At 69.6% G+C, this 18,071-nt stretch carries 16 protein-coding genes; 10 read left to right on the top strand and 6 right to left on the bottom strand.

Annotated elements, in window-relative coordinates; all coding sequences use genetic code 11:
* The first annotated feature begins 184 nt into the window (after positions 1-184).
* The 5 genes from IEY63_RS05005 to nspC all read left to right on the top strand — a co-directional run bounded on the left by IEY63_RS05005 (position 185) and on the right by nspC (position 5,359).
* Positions 185-823, top strand: coding sequence for a YbhB/YbcL family Raf kinase inhibitor-like protein (locus tag IEY63_RS05005; protein ID WP_229784487.1), 639 nt, complete (start codon positions 185-187; stop codon positions 821-823).
* Between the two features lie 187 nt (positions 824-1,010).
* Entirely contained in the window at positions 1,011-1,685 is a 675-nt protein-coding gene (gene rpe, locus IEY63_RS05000) for a ribulose-phosphate 3-epimerase (protein WP_229784486.1), read from the top strand.
* A 1-nt stretch (position 1,686) separates the two neighbouring features.
* Positions 1,687-2,406 (top strand): 2-phosphosulfolactate phosphatase, encoded by a 720-nt coding sequence (locus IEY63_RS04995; protein ID WP_189067809.1) that lies wholly within the window; start codon positions 1,687-1,689, stop codon positions 2,404-2,406.
* A gap of 86 nt (positions 2,407-2,492) precedes the next feature.
* Positions 2,493-4,085: a hypothetical protein gene (locus IEY63_RS04990; RefSeq protein WP_189067808.1), complete on the top strand. Its 1,593-nt coding sequence runs from the start codon at positions 2,493-2,495 to the stop codon at positions 4,083-4,085.
* A gap of 83 nt (positions 4,086-4,168) precedes the next feature.
* The gene (gene nspC / locus IEY63_RS04985; protein ID WP_189068075.1) at positions 4,169-5,359 is read left to right on the top strand and encodes a carboxynorspermidine decarboxylase; all 1,191 of its coding nucleotides are present in this window, start codon (positions 4,169-4,171) and stop codon (positions 5,357-5,359) included.
* A 464-nt stretch (positions 5,360-5,823) separates the two neighbouring features.
* Here the strand turns inward: nspC and IEY63_RS04980 are convergent, their stop codons facing one another.
* Positions 5,824-7,110: a DUF4384 domain-containing protein gene (locus IEY63_RS04980; RefSeq protein WP_189067807.1), complete on the bottom strand. Its 1,287-nt coding sequence runs from the start codon at positions 7,108-7,110 to the stop codon at positions 5,824-5,826.
* Positions 7,111-7,303: 193 nt separating this feature from the next.
* On the opposite strand from IEY63_RS04980, the gene IEY63_RS04975 reads away from it, so the two are divergent.
* Positions 7,304-7,708, top strand: coding sequence for a hypothetical protein (locus IEY63_RS04975; protein ID WP_189067806.1), 405 nt, complete (start codon positions 7,304-7,306; stop codon positions 7,706-7,708).
* Between the two features lie 76 nt (positions 7,709-7,784).
* Here the strand turns inward: IEY63_RS04975 and IEY63_RS04970 are convergent, their stop codons facing one another.
* Complete coding sequence (locus tag IEY63_RS04970) at positions 7,785-8,558, bottom strand: DUF554 domain-containing protein (RefSeq protein ID WP_189067805.1); 774 nt, start codon at positions 8,556-8,558, stop codon at positions 7,785-7,787.
* 335 nt (positions 8,559-8,893) lie between these two features.
* Here IEY63_RS04970 and IEY63_RS04965 point away from each other — a divergent pair, with 335 nt between their 5' ends.
* Entirely contained in the window at positions 8,894-9,070 is a 177-nt protein-coding gene (locus tag IEY63_RS04965) for a helix-turn-helix domain-containing protein (RefSeq protein ID WP_157445459.1), read from the top strand.
* Positions 9,071-9,098: 28 nt separating this feature from the next.
* Entirely contained in the window at positions 9,099-9,839 is a 741-nt protein-coding gene (locus IEY63_RS04960) for a hypothetical protein (RefSeq protein ID WP_189067803.1), read from the top strand.
* Here the strand turns inward: IEY63_RS04960 and IEY63_RS04955 are convergent.
* The 4 genes from IEY63_RS04955 to IEY63_RS04940 all read right to left on the bottom strand — a co-directional run bounded on the left by IEY63_RS04955 (position 9,778) and on the right by IEY63_RS04940 (position 13,447).
* Positions 9,778-10,503 carry a phosphotransferase gene (locus IEY63_RS04955; RefSeq protein ID WP_229784515.1) on the bottom strand — a complete coding sequence of 242 codons (726 nt, stop codon included), beginning with the start codon at positions 10,501-10,503 and terminating at the stop codon, positions 9,778-9,780. The genes IEY63_RS04960 and IEY63_RS04955 overlap by 62 nt on opposite strands.
* Before the next feature lie 231 nt (positions 10,504-10,734).
* Positions 10,735-11,994, bottom strand: coding sequence for a cytochrome P450 (locus IEY63_RS04950; protein WP_189067801.1), 1,260 nt, complete (start codon positions 11,992-11,994; stop codon positions 10,735-10,737).
* On the bottom strand, positions 11,991-12,800 hold the full coding sequence (locus tag IEY63_RS04945; RefSeq protein WP_189067800.1) for a DivIVA domain-containing protein: 810 nt from the start codon (positions 12,798-12,800) through the stop codon (positions 11,991-11,993). Before IEY63_RS04945 ends, IEY63_RS04950 begins: the two co-directional genes overlap by 4 nt.
* Positions 12,797-13,447: a YggS family pyridoxal phosphate-dependent enzyme gene (locus IEY63_RS04940; protein ID WP_189067799.1), complete on the bottom strand. Its 651-nt coding sequence runs from the start codon at positions 13,445-13,447 to the stop codon at positions 12,797-12,799. Before IEY63_RS04940 ends, IEY63_RS04945 begins: the two co-directional genes overlap by 4 nt.
* A gap of 305 nt (positions 13,448-13,752) precedes the next feature.
* Here IEY63_RS04940 and bamA point away from each other — a divergent pair, with 305 nt between their 5' ends.
* Both bamA and IEY63_RS04930 read left to right on the top strand, forming a co-directional pair.
* A complete protein-coding gene (gene bamA, locus IEY63_RS04935; RefSeq protein WP_189067798.1) occupies positions 13,753-16,341 on the top strand; it encodes an outer membrane protein assembly factor BamA in 2,589 nt (862 codons plus the stop codon).
* A 106-nt stretch (positions 16,342-16,447) separates the two neighbouring features.
* Positions 16,448-18,010 carry an Rqc2 family fibronectin-binding protein gene (locus IEY63_RS04930; protein WP_189067797.1) on the top strand — a complete coding sequence of 521 codons (1,563 nt, stop codon included), beginning with the start codon at positions 16,448-16,450 and terminating at the stop codon, positions 18,008-18,010.
* Positions 18,011-18,071: the final 61 nt, after the last annotated feature.

Raw genomic sequence — 18,071 nt, 5'->3', positions numbered from 1 at the left:
ACCAAACGCCCGTTCGGTTCGCGCTGGCCCTTTCTGTCCCCGCGTGTGGAACAGACTCGCTGAAGGGTCCCTTCACACTGTGTGCTGCGCAACGCCCCGGCCCGGCGGCACCCGTTTAGCGTTGAAGGACTCGCGCACCGGTCCCCGCTGTTCTCTGCCCGGCCCGCGCAGTGAAAGGAGCCCCATGACCCACCGGAACCTGGCCGTCCTCCTCGGCGGCGCCCTGCTGCTCGCCGCCTGCGCCCCCACCCAGATGATCGGCGGCGCGAATCCCTACAACGCGGGCCTGAACCCCGCCCAGCGGCTCACGGTCGCGCAGCCCGCCCCTGCTGCTGCCAGCCTGGGCCTGACCCTCACCAGCCCCAGCGTCGCGAACGGCACCGTCCTCCCCGCCGCGCAGGTGGGCAGCGGCAACGGCTGCACCGGCGGGAACCTCAGCCCCGCCCTGAGCTGGAGCGGCGCGCCCGCCGGCACCTTCAGCTTCGCCCTGACCATGTATGACCCGGACGCCCCCACCGGCAGCGGCTTCTGGCACTGGGCGGCCTTCAACCTGCCCGCTAGTACGACCAGCCTCCCGGAAGGAGCCAGCAGCGCCGGCGGCCTTCCCGCCGGCACCACGCAGCTGAACAACGACGGCGGCACCCCCGGCTACACGGGCGCGTGCCCACCCCCCGGCGATCAGGCGCACCGCTACGTGATCACCCTGTACGCGCTGAACACCACCCTGGACCTGCCCGCTGAGACCCGCCCGGCGGTGCTGGGCTTCATGCTGAACGGCAAGGTCCTCGCCAAGACCAGCCTCACGGCGTACTACAGCCGCTGAACCGAACCCACAGAGGGGCGCGCGCAGGCACTGGTCTCGCGTGACCGGTCCGCACGCGCCCTGGGCACTGTGGGGTGCCCGGCCCACACCCGTGACCACGCGGTCGCCGTTCTGCCCTGGTGCGAACCGCACCCTGATGATTCGGCCCGCGTGAAACTGAACTGTGAGGAATGCTAAGCTTCTGCCCGTGACCGCCGACACACCCGAAGCGAGGCGCGTGAAGCTCGCGCCGAGCATCCTCGCCAGTGATTTCGCCCACTTGGGCGACGAGCTCCGCGCCATCGAGAGTGCCGACTGGGCTCACGTGGACGTCATGGACGGGCAGTTCGTTCCGAACATCAGCTTCGGGCTGCCCATCCTGGCCGCCGCCAGCGCCGCCAGCCCCCTGTTCATGGACGTGCACCTCATGATCGACCGGCCCGAACGGTACCTGCGTGACTTCGCGGACGCTGGCGCGGACGGCATGACCGTCCACGTGGAGAGCACCCCGCACATTCACCGCGCGGTGCAGCAGATCAAGGAACTGGGCAAGCAGGCAGGTGTCACCCTCAATCCCGGGACGCCCCTGGAAACCCTGCGGCCTGTCCTGGCCGACGTGGACCTCGTCCTGATCATGAGCGTCAACCCGGGCTTCGGCGGGCAGAAGTTCATCCCGCACAGCCTGGAGCGCATCCGCACGGTCCGCCGCTGGCTGGACGAGATCGGCAGCGCCGCCGAACTTCAGGTCGACGGGGGCGTCAGCGCCACGAACGCCCGCGCCGTGGTCGCCGCCGGAGCCAGTAACCTCGTGGCGGGCAGCGCCGTGTTCGGTAGGGACGGCGCGCAGGCCGGACTGGAACGCCTCCGCGAGGCCCTGAAATAACATGCGCCTGAGGGTCGATCTCCTCCCGCACGGGCAGTACTCCGACGTGGTCGTTGTCATCGACGTGCTGCGCGCCACCACCACCGCCGTCACGTACCTGGAGCGCGGCGCGGACGCCCTGCTCCTGACCGCCACGCCCGAAGTCGCCCTGAACCTCCGCACCGAGGGCAGCCCCTACGTGCTCGGCGGGGAACGCGGCGGGCTCCCCATCCCCGGCTTTGACTTCGGCAACAGCCCCGTGGAGGCCGCCGGGCAGAACTTCACGGGCAAGGTGGTCGTCATGAACACCACCAACGGCACCGGCGCCGCGCACACCGCCGCGCAGAGCGGCAAGCACGTGTTCCTGGCTGCCCTGACCAACGCGCACGCCGCGGCCCGCCGCGCCCGCGCCGCCGCCACCGAGGAGATCGCCATCGTCTGCGCCGGCACCGACGAACACGTTGGCCTGGAGGATGTGTACGCCGCTGGCGTGCTGGCCGAGTACCTGCTCGCCATGGGCGAATTCACCATTGATGACGGCGCCCGGATCGCCCTGACCGTCCGCCGCAACAGCGGAAACCCACTGGAGGCGCTGGGCAGCAGCGGCCACGGCCAGCACCTCAACCGCCTGGGCCTGGGCGAGGACGTCCGCGCCGCCGCCGGCCTGAGCACCAGCACCATCGTCCCCACCCTGACGCACGGTGACGCGCCCGAAGGCACCCTGAAGTTCACGGCAGGTTGAGGAGCCCCGGCTGGCCCTCACCCCCAGCGGTGTGATGGGCAGTTGCATGCGGGCTGTGGCCGCATCTGCCCTAGCATGAAGGTTGCATGAACGCCCCGGACCTCCTGAAGCTGCTGCGCGAGCGCGACATCGAACCCCTGCACGCCCACCTCACCGACCTGCAGACCCAGTTCGAGGCCGCCCAAATCAATGAAAGCGACCTGTTGCAGGCCTTCAGGGCCTTCCAGACCTCCGACCTGACACTCGGGGAGGGCTTCCAGCAGTGGACCGAGGCTCATCCCGGCGCATACGCCCCCCAGGCTGCACTTGCGGGCTGGTTTCTGGGCCGCGCCTGGGAAGCGCGCGGGCAGCACACGTCCGTCCATGTCAGCGACCAGGGACGCCGCGCGATGGATCACTTTTTGGAACAGGCCGACGGCTGTGCCCGGCACGCCGCGACCCTGACGGCCAACCCCCTGGCCGCCTGGAACGTCGTGGCAGGCGTCGCCAATACGCGCGGCTGCCAGCTCGAGCTGACCGGCGTGCAGGCCCAGCAGTACCCGGACTGGTTTACGCACGCGCTCACGGACAACCCGGGCAGTCTGCATCTGCGCCGCGTCATGCTCTTGAACCTGCGGACTGAATGGGGCGGCAGCGAGGAGCACATGCTGACTTTCGTCCGCCAGCAGCAGGACGCCGGACTGCTCGGCCAGACTGACATGCAGCGCCTCTGGGCTGAATTTCATGGGCACGTGTCACACCACGCCATGTCCTTCGCCCGTGATCCCGACCGGGCAATCGAGCGGGCCAGTCTGGCTGCTGACCTGCACCCGCCAAAAGCGGAGCAGCTGTTTATTGCCCTGACCAATGCGGCGTCGCCGGGACCGGCGCGTCTCGCAGCACTGCGCCGCTTTCTCCTGGCGGCCGAGCAGAACCGGACGGTCACTTTCAGCGGGAACTTCTTCTGGTCACTGGCCAAAGCCGGTTCATGGATTCAACCGGAACTTCCGTTACTGCGCGCCCTCATGGTGCGTGAACTCAACCGGGGAGACACGGACAGCGCCATGTGGATCGCTCGTCTGCGGCGCAAGCACCCGACCTGGAACCTGCCGGACCCGCTGCCTGCCCTCCGCGTTGCGCGTGATCAGGGACACACGGAGGCGGCTGAGGAGATCGTCTACGCCACAGGCGCCCTGACGCCGGACATTGAGCCGCGCGGGGACATTCTGAAAGCAGCTGACCTGTTCAGCGGCGATATGAGCTGGTACGTCTATCAGGACTTCACGGCGTATCAGCAGCAGTTCGGTCTGGCCGAGCGGCAGCGGTTCAAGTACCTGCACCGCGCCGCCGACGGAGGCAACAACGAAGCGCGGGTCGAGCTTGCCCAGCAGTTGCGCGCCGGGGCGGTTGAACTGGGCGGTGACGGTGTCCTGCGCCCGGTGAATACGGCGCCGCTCCAGTCAAGCCTGAATTATGCCCGGTACCTGCTGGAACGCGCCGCTGCCGCCGATCACGAACCTGCCCGGCGTCTCCTGCACGAGACGGCAGCGCAGGAGTGGAATGCGGACCGGGCGACCCGACTGGCCCCCACCATGGACACGTCAGAGCCTGTCAGGCGGAACCGTTGGGCTTGGTGGTGGAAGGTCACGCTGGTCCTGGCGGGGTTGCGACTGGTCGCCGCCCTGTTCGGCCATCACTGAACGCCCGCTGACCTTCGAGTTGTGCCTGAGCCGTTACGCTGTGGGGCGTGACTGCTTTACCCGAGGACCTTCAACTGAGCCCCATGACGCCGGTCGAGTCGGTGGACTGGGCGGCGATTCCCAGTCCGGCGTTCGTGCTGGACGAGTCGCGGCTGCGCCGGAACCTGGAACTGATCTCGTACGTGCAGCGGGAGAGTGGCGCGCAGATCATCGTGGCGTTCAAGGGTTTCTCGATGTGGTCGGCGTTCCCGCTGCTGCGTGAGTACGGGATCACGGGCGCCACTGCGAGCAGCCTGAATGAGACGATCCTGGCGAAGGAGGAGATGCAGGGCGAGGTGCATGTGTACGCGCCCGCGTACAGCGATGAGGATTTTCCCCGCATTCTGGAACTGGTGGATCATCTGGTGTTCAACTCGTTCTCGCAGTGGGCGCGGTTCAGGCCGCAGGTGGAGGCGGCGCGCGCCTCGGGCCGGACGCTGCACGTGGGCATCCGCGTGAACCCCGAGTACGCCGAGGTGGAAACGGACCTGTACAACCCTGCGGGGCCGTTCTCGCGGCTGGGCGTGACGCGGCGTGAGTTCCGGATGGACCTGATGGACGGCGTGGATGGTCTGCACTTCCATACGCTGTGCGAGAAGGACAGTGACACGCTGGAGCGGACGCTGGAGGTGCTGGAACGCAACTTCGGGGACGTGCTGGAGAGGGTGAAGTGGGTGAACTTCGGCGGGGGGCACCTGATGACCCGCGAAGGGTATGACATTCCGCGTCTGATCCGTGTGGTTCGGGCGTTCCGTGAGCGGTGGGGCGTGCACGTGATCCTGGAGCCCGGCAGCGCCTTCGGCTGGCAGACGGGGTGGCTGGTCAGCAGCGTGCTGGACGTGGTTCATAACGTCAAGAATGCCGTGCTGCTGGATATCAGCGTGTCGGCGCACATGCCGGATGTGCTGGAGATGCCGTACCGGCCGAGGATTCTGGGTGCGGGTGATCCGCCTGAGCAGGATCACCGTGAGGCGGTGGACGCCCCGGCGGGGCACGCGTTCCTGATTGGGGGGACGACGTGCCTGGCGGGGGACGTGGTGGGCGAGTACGTGTTCGACCGGCCGCTGAACATCGGGGACCGCGTGGTGTTCGATGACATGATTCACTACACGATGGTTAAGACGACGTTCTTCAACGGCGTGAAGCACCCGGACATCGGCATTCTGCGTCTGGACGGCTCGTACGAGCGGGTGAAGACCTTCGGGTACGAGGCGTTTAAGGCGAAACTGAGCTGATCGCTCTTTCTGGGGCATGGGAATGGGCCGCGTCCTCTGGGTGGAGGGGCGGCCCGGGTGCTGGAAAACTGGAGTGGAGGGTGTTCCGCAGACTGTTTCGGGTCGGCGGTGCCGATTCGGACCCCGTGGGTGCGGCGCGCACAGTGCGCCGCGGGGACGGGGGAGGGGGGTGGGCCGGGGGCGTGGTGGGTGTCCCTCCGGCAGCACTGATGGGGTGAGTGGTATTAACCTCTTCCGAGGTGCTTCCAGGGTACCTGCGCTGGCTGACCCGCCACTGAACGGCGCCCTCATGGAGGCGCTTTCCCCCTCATCGGCCTTCACCGTCAGTCCAGGTGCGGTCAGGCGGGAGAGGCTCGTCAGCTGTCAGCCTGACCCGAAGCCGACGAGCTACGTAGCTCTGAAGCGCTTGGACATGAACAGCAGGCCTCCCAGCGCATGGAAGGCCTGCTGTTGAGCACAGCTGCTTACTTGCGGTACACCTTCGTCACGCCGTTCACGGTGCGGATCGTGCCGCCTTCAAAGTCCGCCGCCCACGCACCGCTGATCGTGTACTGGTCACGGGTGGGGAAGCCCAGGAAGGAACCGCTGCCGCCCAGACCCTGGTAGGTCTTCAGGACGTTGCCACTCAGCCAGAACGTGCCGTACTTCTCGGTGCCATACAGCGCGCCATTCTGGAAGAAGCCGTACAGGCCGCTGGTGCCCAGGCTGTTCTGCGGAATGACCTTCTCGTCACCAGCGGCCCAGCCCAGGCGGCTGGGCGGGCGGGTGGTGCCGTTCTCGGCCTTGGCGAGCGCCAGGTAACGCTCCAGCAGCATGCCGTGCACCGCGTACGCGCGGCTGCTGCCGTTCGCGTGCAGCAGGACGGCGTCCCCGTACGCGCCAACCCCCTTGAATTTCTGCCACAGACCGTCACCCCAGGGGGTGGCGTAGGTGGTGGCCTGACCCAGGCTCTCCTCGCCTTTCAGACGGGCGTAGGCGTCCACCATGGCCTGATCGCGGTCCCCGCCCTGCTTCTCGCCGGGCTGGATGGTCGTGGTCGGCTGCTGCGGCGCTGGTGTGGGCTGAGCCGGAGCCGGCTGTTGTGGGGCCGGGGTGGGCTGCGGCGCGGGCTGCTGCGCCTGGCCGGGCGTGATGGTCACGGTCCCCGTGGTCGTGTCGCGGGTGGGGGCGGGCACGTTCGCGACGGGCTGACCGCCCACCTTGAAGGTCACGACGTCGGTCGTCCAGCCGTCCGCTGGCAGGGGATTGACGACGATGCTCAGCGCCCGCGCCAGGTTCTCCTGACCCTTGACGGTCACCTGTGCGAAGCCTTGGTCCTTGGCGAACTTGGCAATGTCCGTGAGGTCCAGTTCCTTCTTGCTGGCCAGCGCCAGCAGGCGGTCCTGACCGTTCGGCCCGCCGATGTTCAGGCCGTACTTGGCGTTCTGCTGCGGGAAGACGCGCGTCACGCCGCCCTGCACGAAGTTGCTCTCCTCGTAGTTGTTGGGGAAGAACAGGTCCACGACGCCGTTGGCGTTGATGTTGAACAGGTACACGTACGCGTCCTGGTTCGTCTTCACCGCCACCTTGATGGGTTCGCCCTTGCGGTACGTGGGGTTCGCCTTCCCGCTGGCGTCCTTGTTGACCCAGACCTCGACGTTCAGTTTCGTCTCGACCGGGTTCACGATAATGCTCTGCGCGGTGATCTTGGCGGGGCTGGCCTGGGCGGCGCCCAGAAGAAGGGTACTCAGGATCAGGGTTCGTTTCAGCATGTTGCCTCCTCGTGTTGACGCGCACCGTACCCCGCCGTTCTGACCGGTTGCTGATAAAAGACCGTCCCCAAAGGGATTCTCAAAGGACACTGAAGCTTTGACCTGCCCGGTTCAGCAGTTCATGAGAACAGGACGCCGCCCGGATCAGGACGCGTTTCACCGTGAGCTGGCCCGGTCCCTCTACTCTGAGGGCATGCGTCCGGTGCCTGCCCTGCTGATCACCGCCCAGCTCAGCACCCTGGGCGGGGGCGAGGCCCGGACCGCGGCGGGCGACCCGTGGCCCAGCGTTCCGGTCCTGACTCGCGTATTCACGGCACCCGCCGGACGCCCGGACCGGGATCAGCTGATCCGCACCCTGAACCTGACGGTCGCGCAGGTGCGTGAATTTCAGCGTCTGGCGGGCAGCGAGAGCGCGTACGCCCAGGCGGCCCGGACACTGAATACCGCCGGGGACCGCGCCCTCAACGTGAAACTGGCGGCCATGAACGCCGAGAAGGACCGCAAGGTCCGCCGCCTGCTGGGTGGTGACTACGCAGCGTTTCGCGCCTGGGTGCGCGCGTGGTGGCAGGCGCAGGTTAACCGCGCCCAGAACCGCTGAACGGCAAGAGCCGAGCCGGGCTGCTCTGCCTGGGTCCGTGACACCAGCGGGCGATCAGGCGCAGGGGAGGGGCGCTTCAGCTCAGGTGCCTCGCCAGCCACAGGGCCAGCGGGGCCAGCGCCAGCGCGGGAAGGAGACTGCCGACCCGCACGCGGCGATCCTCGAACCCCAGGCCAGCCAGCATGAGGTTCCAGCTGATGCCGATGATCGTCAGGCCCCCTGCCCCGGTGATCAGCAGCACGTACGGGTTCGTCTTGAGGATCTGCGGGTCGGCGCCGCCCAGCAGCCCGGCGGCGAAGGTGCCCGCCAGCAGGCTGATGCCGCCCTGCACGATCAGGACGGTCACGGCACTGAAGCCCACCCCGATGCCGTACGCTCCGGCCAGGGCCAGCGCGGCAATGCCGTCCAGGGTGGCCTTCAGGATGTACGTGGCGCTGTCGCCGGTCAGGCCGTTCTGGAGCCCACCGATCACGGTCATCGGGCCAATGCAGAACAGCAGACTGGCCGCCACGAACCCCTCCGTGAAGCGCCCGCCCCCCCGGAAGCGGCGCTTCAGCGTCTCACCCAGACGGGCCAGGCTCTCCTCGATGCCCAGCGCCTCACCGATCACGGCGCCCGCCGCGAGGCTCACGAGGGCCAGGATCACGCCCGGCACGGCGCCCCCCTGCACGCGGTTGAGGCTGCCGGCCATGTCCAGCCCGATGAACAGCGTGATCAGACTCAGGGTCTGCAGCAGGGTGCGCTGTGTCCGTTCGGGCAGGCGCCCACCCACGGCGAGCCCGACGGCCGTGCCCAGCAGGACCGTCACGACGTTGACCAGGGTGCCCGACAGCTGAGAGAGAACGCTCATCGCGGCTGACTGTAGTGCATCCCTTGGTGCGCCCGCAGGGTCACACTGCATCAGCGGAGTCTGAACGCACCCTTCAGGGCCCCTGAAGGGCGGTGCGCCATTTTTGACGCTGAGCTGATAAGTGGTGTGGTACCTTCCTCGCAAGTTGAAACGGCCGCATCACATCCTCCTGCCCCAACCGCGTCTGAGCGGCGGGCCAGGTGGCGCGCCCGTCCGACTCCTGCTGGCGTGCCGCGCGCTTTCTGGCATCGACATCGAATCTGAACGGGGCTGCCTGCGGGCGGCCCCGCTGCGTTGAAGGAGGGACCGTGACCCTGAGCAACCAGTACCAGAACATGCCCAAACTCCTGAAGGTCAGTGAGGTGGCCGACTTCACCGGCACGCACGAACGCACCGTCCGCCGCTGGATCCGCGACGGCCGCCTGAGCGCCGTTGAGCACCCCAGCGGGCTGCGCGTGCCCAGACGCTCCCTGTGGCGCTTCCTGGGGCTGGACCTCGCCCTGAGCGCGTAATTCGGCAGCGGCTGGCACAATGGCGGGCGTGACCGACCCGCTGCTCAATGACCTGCGCGCCGCCCTGAGCCTGCCCACCGGCGCTTTCCGCGCGGTGGATCTGTCCCTCCCGGCAGGCCTGACCGCCGTGCAGTCTGAGGAGGCCGCCGCACTGGCCCTGCACTGGGGGGCGCCCCGCGCGGCGCTCGCCTGGAGTCATGACCCGCTGCGCCGCGCCGCCGCGCACCTGCGTGTGGGCGAGTCGGGGCCGGCCATGGCAGAGTTGGCCGGTGAGCCTGTAGGCGCCCGGGTGGCGTTGCTGCGAGCCCGCGCTGCTGCCCTGACCGGCGCGCAGGACGCGCCCATTCTGGCTGCACAGGCCCGTGCCCTGGCCCGAAAGGAGGGTGACAGCGCCGCCCTGATCGCCGCCGTGACCCTCCTCGCCGAGGGGGAGCAGGCCGACCCGTACGCGGCCCTGCGCACCCTGGCGGAGGGCCTGAAGGTGGCCGAGATTGTCGGTCAGAGCGCCGACCCGCACCTGCTGGCAGTCCTGGCGCACACCCAGGGGCGCTTGAACGTCCGCAAGGGTCAGGGGACGGCCGCAAAGGCCCTGGAGCGCAGTGCCCCCCGCAGTCCCGCGCGGGTGCTGGCGCTGCTGGCTCTGGGCCGCCCGGACGAGGCGTTCGCCGAGGCCCGCGCCGGCGACCTGCACTCCGGCTGGTGGGCGTTCACCGCAGCCCCGACGCCGTCCACGCCTGCGGGAACGGCACGTACGGCGGCGGACGGATGAACGCCCGGGGGCCGGGATTGCCGCGCAGGTACACGCTCTCGTAGACCCACATGTTCCGCTCCTGCAGGGCGGCGTACAGGTCGGCGCCCAGCCGCAGCTCCTCCGGGGGAAGCGGCAGGTGCTCGCGGTAGGCGCGCAGGAACGCCCCGCCGAGCGCCGGGTCGAGCCGCAGGCTGAGGTGCAGCGCCCGCACGACCTCCCATGCGCGGGGCGCGAGGCGCGGCTGTTCCCAGTCGATCACCGCAGCGGGCACACCAGCCTGGAAGAAGACGTTCCCGTCGTGGAAATCGCCGTGCACGAAGCGCAGGGGCAGCGTGGGCAGGTCCTCCGGCAGCGGCGAGGTCCGCAGGTGTGCGAGGCGCTGCCGGGTGCGGTCCAGCGCCCAGCCGTCTGTGGCGTCCGGGTGGGGGAGAGCCAGGATCGCCGTCTCGATGACCCGCAGGCGGTCCAGCGTCACTGCCACGCCCGCCGCAGGGACCAGCGGCGGCACCTCGAACGGCACCGCGCCCGGCAGCCGCGTGTGGAACGCGGCCAGGAGCGCCCCCAGACCCGCCGCGTGCTCCGGGCTCAACGCGTGACGCGGCACCGTGGCGCCGGGTACTACTACCTCGAACAGCGCCCCCCAGCGGTCCCCCAGCCGGGCCAGCGTGCCGCCCCCACGCATGACGAGCACGTCTCGTGGGTACCCCGCAGGTGCGGGCCAGCCGCACGGCGCGGTGTTCGACCTCGGCCCGTTCGCGGCGGGGATCACGGTACACCCGCAGGTGGAACGCCCCCGACGCCGCCTGCACGCGCCAGGCGGCGTTGATGCTCCCGCCGCCCAGCGGGCGCACCGCCCGGACTGCCCCGACCGGCCAGTGCGCCGCGATCTCCGCCGCGCGCGGGCCGGTGGGGGTCAACCGGCCTGCACGTCCAGCCGCGCCAGCCCCCGGATCACGAAGCCCCCGGTGTACTGCCCCGGTTCGCCCGGGTTCACGAGGCGCAGATCCGGCAGGGCGCGGCACAGTGCCCGCAGGCTCAGCGCGAGTTCCAGCCGGGCCAGCGGCGCGCCCAGGCAGTAGTGGATGCCCAGTCCGAACGTCAGGTGCGGGTTTGGGTCTCGGTCTAGGCGCAGCTCGTCCGGCGCGTCGAAGCGCTGCGGGTCGCGGTTCCCGCTGGCGTACAGCAGGCTCACGCGGTCGCCGGGTTTCAGGTCCGCGCCGTGCAGCGTCAGGGGTTCCAGCACGATCCGCTCGAACATCGGCAGGGGCGTGTCGAACCGCAGCAGTTCCTCGGTCGCGCGGCGGAAGGCCGGCAGGCTGTCCGGCTCGTGCGCCTGCGCCACCAGGGCGTCCCAGTGGTGCCGCTGGCGTTGCAGGGCCAGCACGCCCGCCGTCAGGCCGTTCACGCTGGCCTCGTGCCCGGCGTTCAGCAGGAGGATGCAGGTGTCGATGAGTTCCTGCTCAGTCAGGCGGTCGCCGTTCTCCTCGGCCTGCACGAGCGCCGTGATCAGGTCATCCTGCGGCTGCGCGCGGCGCTGCGCCACGAGGTCCCGCAGCAGCGCGCTGAAGTCCAGGACGGCCCGTTCCGCCTCGTCCTGATCGGCGGGCGTGGGGGCCGGCTCGTACAGCTTCACGATGGACGCCGACCAGGGGCGCAGCTGGGCGCGGTGCTCCTGCGGCACGCCCAGCAGTTCCGCGATGACCGTCACGGGCAGCGGCTCGGCGTAGCCTTCCACCAGATCAAAGGGTCCAGTCCGGCCCAGGTCGCGCAGCTGCGCTTCGAGGATTGCCTCGATCCGCCCGGTGAGGGCCTCCACGCGGCGGGGCGTGAACGCCAGCTGCACCAGGGACCGCAGGCGCGTGTGCTTGGGCGGTTCGCTGTCCAGCAGGTGATTACTGTTGAACGCATCGAAGTTCGCCTGCCGGGGGTCCGGCAGCGGCCAGCCCAACTCGTCGCGGGAGAAGCGGTGCAGGGCGCTGCGCCCGAAGCGCCGGTCACGCAGAGCAGCGCTGATGTCGGCGTGCCGGGTCAGCACCACGCGCCTCATGCCGGGATCGAAGAACACCGGCTGCTGCTCACGCAGCTGCGCCAGCAGCGGGTACGGGTCCCGCACGAACGCCGGGTCCGTGACCGGCAGCGCGAAACTCGGCAGGGAGGAGGTGGGGGCGCTCATAGGAACTGCTGCGCTTCCAGCCGCAGGGGGCGCTCCTCCGGTTCGGCCTTCGCGGGCGTGATCAGCGCGTGCCCAGTCAGCGGCGCGCCCGGCCCAGGCCCGGCGAGGTCAGACCCGGCGTCGGCGGACCTGACCGCCGGGTCCTCCTGCACGCTTGGTGCACTAAGGCGCGGTGCGGGCAACGGCGACTCCTCGGGCGGGGCGTGCCGGGCGGCGAGTTCCGAGAAGGACGCCACGAGCGCCCGGTACCCGCTCAGGAACTGCGCGTACTCCTGCCGGGCTGCCACGAGCCGCGCGTTCAGGTCCGCGAGCCGCTCACTGAAGGTCCGCTCCAGGTCTGCCAGGCGCTCGGCCTGCGCCCGCTCCCGCTCCAGGGTCAGGGTGTGATGGTCGCGTTCCAGGTCCGCGAATCGCCCCCGGAACGCCGCGTCCAGGGCCGCCAGGCGGGCCTGATGCCCGGCTTCAAGTTCGGTGCGGCGCGACTCGACCTCGCGCATCAGGCCGTCACGTTCGGTCGTGGCCTGCGCGACCATCAGGTCCGCCTCGCGCGCCGCGTTCTCCCGCAGCTCGTGCGAGATGCGCTCGGCGGCGATTACGGCCCGGCGGATCTCGTCTTCCTGCTGCCGCTGCGCTTCCAGTTCCTTCTCCAGCGCCGCGACGCGTTCCAGGGTCGCCTGATGCTGCTGCAACTGCACTTCCAGATCGTCAGCGAGGTCGTGCAGGAAGGCCCGCACGCCGCTGCGTTCATACCCGCCCATCCGGGTGGGAAATTCCTGGTGCCGCACATCAAGGGGGGTGAATTTCACGTGAACAGACTCCTTCCCACCCGGACGAGGGTGGCTCCAGCCGCGACGGCCAGCGGGTAATCCCCGCTCATGCCCATGCTCAACTCTGACAGACCCAGATCATGCGCGCGCCGCGCCGTGTCCGCAAACAGGGCCGACAGCCGCGCGTCCCGCTCGGCGTCCGGCACGTCATCCAGGTCGGGCGCCATGACCATCAGGCCCCGCACGGTAAGCCCGGTTGCCTGCACCTCCCGCAGCGCGCCCCGCAGCTCATCCGGCCCGAGGCCGTGCTTCTGCGCCTCGCCGTTGTGGAGTTGCAGCAGCACGTCCGGCGCGCGCCCCCAGCCCTGCGCGGCCTGCGCGATCGCCTGCGCCTGCCACGCCGCCTCGATCGAGTGCACCAGGCTCACGTGGCGCAGGTACTTCACCTTGTTGCGCTGCAAAGACCCGATGAAATGCCACTCCAGGTCCGGGCGCAGCGTGGACTTGTCCCGCAGTTCCTGCGCGCGGCCCTCACCCAGCGGGAACGTCCCGTGACTCAGCACGCACCGCTCGATGGCCTCCAGCGGCTGTCCCTTCGTGACGGCCACCAGCCGCGCGCTGCCCTGCGGGCGTCCCGCCGCCTGTTCCGCCGCCCGGATGCCTGCCAGCACCTCCGGAAGACTCATGGGTGAATCCCGGCGCGCGCGCGCCTCACCCGCTGACTGAATGCGTTCACCCGTGCATTCTCACCCAGCGCGGCCCGGGCACTCAAGCGGTCGTCTCACGTCACTCAGACCGCACTCATGGCGCGCGTGGCCCCGGCAGGAGGCCCGCCGGGCACGCCGCACACGGATCATCAGCGACCCGCACGCAATCTTCACCCTTCTCAGGCTGCGCCCCGCAACTGTGAGCAGCGATGCGCGCACCCAACGCCCCCGCCAGCACCAGCGGCCGGGGGCGACGTCCAGGGGTGTGCGACACTAGGAGAAGCATGCGACACCCCCTGACGCTCGCCGTGACCGTCCTTCTTGCCGCGCCCGCCGTCGCCCAGACCGCGGGCACCGTGCAGGACGTGACCGTGGTCGGCACCAGCGACCTGCTGGCCAATTTCGTCCGCGCCACCCTCAGCACCCAGACCGGCACCCCCCTCTCGGCCGTGAACCTCCGTCAGGTCGAGCAGGAGGTCCTGAGCAGCGGCTACTTCAAGACCGCCGTGGCCGAACTGCGCACCGTGGGCGGCAAGGACACCCTGGTCATCACCGTCACCCCCAATCCGACCATCAAGGCCGTGACCATCACGGGCCTGAGCTTCCTGCCGGCCGAGGGCTTCAAGAAGAGCGTCGCGGACCTCCTGAACATCGCCCCCGGCGCCACGCTGAACAACCAGCGCATCGAGGAAGCCAAGACCGCCCTGGCGGAGAACTTCCAGCAGGAAGGCTACCCGTTCGCGCCCAGCATCAGCGCCAACGTGAAAACCGAAACGGACGGCAGCGTCACCGTGAACTTCGTTGTGGACGAAACTGCGCCCGTCACGCGCGTGGAAGTCCAGGGCGTCACGCTGCTCCCGGCCAGCCAGGTCACCACCATCTTCAAACCCCTCTACGACGCCAAACGCTTTACGCCTGACGTGTACTACGGCGCCGTGCAGCAGCTTCAGCAGGCCTACGACGACGCCGGGTACATCCAGGCGGGCGTGGACGTGCAGAGCAGCACCCTCGAAGGCGGCGTCCTGAAGGTCAAGGTCATCGAGGGCCGCGTGAGCGCCGTGAACCTCGACGACCTCGGCAACCCCACCGTCACCCTGCTGACCACCGCCGGCCAGCCCGTCAAGCTGAGCAGCCTCCAGGCGGACGTCCGCACGCTCTCCAACCAGACCGGCAAACCCGTGGGCTTCGCCATCCAGGCCGACCCGCAGAACCCCGCGCAGGTCACCGTGATGTTCGGCTCCTCCGGCGTGGAAACCGGCCCGGTGAAGGCCGTCGCCATCCAGGGCAACACCCTGATCCCCACCGCGACCCTCCAGGCCGCCCTGAAAACCAAGGTCGGCGACGTGTACTCCCCGCAGCTGGCGCAGCAGGACTTCCTGGCGCTGCGCGACGCGTACCGCAAACAGGGCTATGAAATCAGCACCCGCGACGCCATCAGCTTCAAAGACGGCACCCTCACCTACACCGTCCGCGAGGTGAAAGTCGCCGGGTACGAACTGCAGTGGCAGGGCGCGCACAACACCAAGGACCGCGTCATCACGCGTGAACTGCCCGCCCCCGGCACGGCCTTCAACCGCAACGACCTGAACGCCGCGATCGGCCGCATCGCCCGCCTGGGCTTCGTGCGCGTCACGACTGAGACGGTCCGCGCCGACCCGCAGAACCCCGAGAGCATCACGTACGTGCTTGGCGTGGCCGAGACCAAGAGTGGCATCCCGGTCAACCTGGGCCTGAGCTACGACCAGTTCAACGGCGGCTTCGCCGGGGACGCCGGGTACTCGAACAACAACGTCTTCGGCCTGGGCCACAACCTGACCGCCAGCCTGGGCGGCCAGCAGAACGAGGCCGGGCAGAACCTCGTCGCGAACGCCAGCTACACCATTCCCTGGCTGGATATCGACTTCCTGGACTTCCGCAAGACGCCCACCAGCCTCAGCTTCGGCGCGGGCACCAACGTGTACGGCAACAACGCCCTGTTCACGAAGGACACGGACACCCCCGCCAGGACCGACACCGGCTGGGACTACACCACCCGCGACACCAGCTTCAGCGTCAGTGCCGGACGCAACCTCGCCAGAAACCTGACCGGCAGCGTGGGCGTGGGCGTCAGCTACAAGACGTACTACCTCGAAGCCCTCCAGAGCAGCGACAAGAACACCGTCACGTACAAGGACGCCAGCGGCAACGAGCAGACCCGCACCTTCACGCAGGCGGAAGCGCAGGCCCTGCTGCCCGACACCAACCTGACCACGCGCCTGTCCAGCGGCCTGAACTACGACAGCACCACCAGCAGCGAATTCCCCGACCGTGGCGTGCGCGCCAGCGTGGGCGCCGCGTACAGCTTCGGCCGTCAGGGTGATGACCCCCTGCGCTGGACGACCCTGAACGGCGGGGCCAGCACCTACTACGGCTTTGGGCGCACCATCGACAAGGACCTGGGCGTCAGCAACAAGCAGCAGGTGTTCGCCGTGCGCGCCAACGCCGGGACCGTCCTGGGCCTCGATACGGCGCCCGCCGGGACCGGGTACGCCATCGGTGGCGGCAGCGTCGCCACGCCCTACCAGCTGCGCGGCCTGAAAGACGGCGAACTGTTCGGCACGAACTACTTCACCACCAGCGCCGAGTACCGCTACGACTTCGGCCTGAAAGCCGGGATCGCGCAGGGCCTGTACGGCGTGCTGTTCGCCGACGCGGGCACCGCCTGGGGCGGCGGCACCAACACGGACCCCAGCCTGAAGTACGGCTTCGGGGCCGGCGCGCAGCTGAACCTCGGGATTGGCGGGGCGCTGCTGCCCAGCCTGCGCTTCGATTACGGCTTCAGCCCCCAGACCGGCACGGGCAAGTTCTACTTCCGCATCGGCAACTTCTGGTAAAGAAACCGCTTCCCGGAAGGGGCCACGTTCCGCCTGCGGGCCGGGACGTGGCCCCTTCGCGCTAGCATGCCCGGATGACCGCCCACCCCCACCCCGGAGGCCGCCCGTGGAAGGCCTGATGCTGGCGCGCGTGCTGCGCGACCTGACCGGCCAGCTGCCCCTGCGCACGCTGGGCTGGGTGTTCCCGGACGAGACGACCGCCGCACTCCTGCTCGACGGGCCGCGCCTGGGCGGGCAGACGAACCTGGTGCTCGCATACCGACCGCCGCAACCCGTGGTGTTCCTGTCCCGCGAGCGGCTGCGCGGCGACCCCCGCAGTCCCTTCCAGCGCTTTCTGGCCGCGCGGGTGCGGGGCGACCTGCTGCGCGCCGAGCAGCTGAAACTGGACCGCGTGATCGCGCTGCACTTCGCGGGCGAGACCGGCTTCGTGGATCAGGCGCCCACGCGGCTGCTGTTCGAGGTGACGGGCCGCAACGCCAACCTGCTCGTCCTGGATCAAGGAGAGGGATTCGAGGGCCGCATCGTGATGGCCGCGCGCGAGATCACCGGGAGCCGCAACCGGTTCCGCACCATCCGCACCGGGGGACGGTACACGCCCCCGCCGCCGTACGAGAAGCTCGACCCGCGCCACCTGATCCCGGAAGAGGCGCAGGCGCTGCGGCACGTGCCCATCGGCCGCTGGCGCGAGCAGCTGGACGGCCTGGGCCCCCTGCTGAGCGCGGAACTGGCCCGGCGCGCCGCCCTGGCCCCCGGGGAGGCGCCGGGCGACGCGTGGCCCCACGCCCTAGAGGCCGTGCAGTCGCTGGTGGCGGACCCGACCGTCAGTGAGGGCGTCATGCAGGACGGCGCCCGAGAGGCCGCCCGCAGCGAGAAGGCCGCCACGCTGCGCAAGGCGCTGCGGGAACCGCTAGACAAACGCGTGACCCTGCTGCGCAACCAGCTGGCGGACGTCACCCGCGCTGAGGCGGGCCTCGCGGACGCCGCCCATGACCGTCAGGACGCGGACCTGCTGATGGCCTACGCGCACACCGTGCCGACCGGGGCCAGCAGCGTCCTGTTGCCCGCCTTCGATGGCAGCGGCGAGCAGCCCATCAGCCTCGAACCGCAGCTGAGTGCCGTGCAGAACGCCGAGAAACGCTACGCCCGCGCCCGCCGCCGCGAGGAGGTGTACCTGCGCCTCGCCGAGCGGGAGGACCCCCTGCGCGCCGAGCTGGCCGAAGCTGAGGCTCGCGTGCAGGCCCTGGACACCGCCGACCTGCCCGAACTGGAGGCCCTGAGTGCCCAGGTGCAGCAGGAACGCCCGGAGAAGAGCCCCTACGGCACCCGCTTCACCACGCCCAGCGGTCTGGAGGCGCTGGTGGGCCGCAACAACAAGGAGAACGCTACCCTCACGCACCGCGTCGGGCGCAGCATGGACTGGTGGTTTCACGCGCAGGGCTACCCCGGCAGTCACGTGCTGGTGCGCAGCGGCGGGCGCGAACTGGACCTGCCCGACATCCTGTACGCGGCGCGGCTGGCCGCTGCGAACAGCAAGGCGCGCGGCAGCAGCAACGTCCCCGTGGACTACACCCGCATCAAGCACGTCTGGAAGCCGCGTGGCGCGCCCGCCGGGCAGGTGCACTACACCGACCAGAAGACCGTGTTCGTGGACGGCACCCTGCCCGAGTAGGCGCGCAGCGCCCGACCGTGTCCCGCCGCCCGGTGCGCGGCCCGGCACCGCGTACAATGGC

The organism is Deinococcus radiotolerans (assembly GCF_014647435.1).
In the GTDB taxonomy this organism is placed as follows: Bacteria; Deinococcota; Deinococci; order Deinococcales; family Deinococcaceae; genus Deinococcus; species Deinococcus radiotolerans.
Note: the sequence above shows the minus strand (reverse complement) of the source record. Positions and strands in the feature narration are given on the sequence as shown.

Bases quoted from the DNA above. Each gene is read 5' to 3' on its own strand.
- IEY63_RS05005 (WP_229784487.1), top strand. From the start codon at position 185: ATGACCCACCGGAACCTGGCCGTCCTCCTCGGCGGCGCCCTGCTGCTC.
- IEY63_RS04995 (WP_189067809.1), top strand. From the start codon at position 1,687: ATGCGCCTGAGGGTCGATCTCCTCCCGCACGGGCAGTACTCCGACGTG.
- IEY63_RS04990 (WP_189067808.1), top strand. From the start codon at position 2,493: ATGAACGCCCCGGACCTCCTGAAGCTGCTGCGCGAGCGCGACATCGAA.
- nspC (WP_189068075.1), top strand. From the start codon at position 4,169: ATGACGCCGGTCGAGTCGGTGGACTGGGCGGCGATTCCCAGTCCGGCG.
- IEY63_RS04980 (WP_189067807.1), bottom strand. From the start codon at position 7,110: ATGCTGAAACGAACCCTGATCCTGAGTACCCTTCTTCTGGGCGCCGCC.
- IEY63_RS04975 (WP_189067806.1), top strand. From the start codon at position 7,304: ATGCGTCCGGTGCCTGCCCTGCTGATCACCGCCCAGCTCAGCACCCTG.
- IEY63_RS04970 (WP_189067805.1), bottom strand. From the start codon at position 8,558: ATGAGCGTTCTCTCTCAGCTGTCGGGCACCCTGGTCAACGTCGTGACG.
- IEY63_RS04965 (WP_157445459.1), top strand. From the start codon at position 8,894: ATGCCCAAACTCCTGAAGGTCAGTGAGGTGGCCGACTTCACCGGCACG.
- IEY63_RS04955 (WP_229784515.1), bottom strand. From the start codon at position 10,503: ATGCGTGGGGGCGGCACGCTGGCCCGGCTGGGGGACCGCTGGGGGGCG.
- IEY63_RS04950 (WP_189067801.1), bottom strand. From the start codon at position 11,994: ATGAGCGCCCCCACCTCCTCCCTGCCGAGTTTCGCGCTGCCGGTCACG.
- IEY63_RS04940 (WP_189067799.1), bottom strand. From the start codon at position 13,447: ATGAGTCTTCCGGAGGTGCTGGCAGGCATCCGGGCGGCGGAACAGGCG.
- bamA (WP_189067798.1), top strand. From the start codon at position 13,753: ATGCGACACCCCCTGACGCTCGCCGTGACCGTCCTTCTTGCCGCGCCC.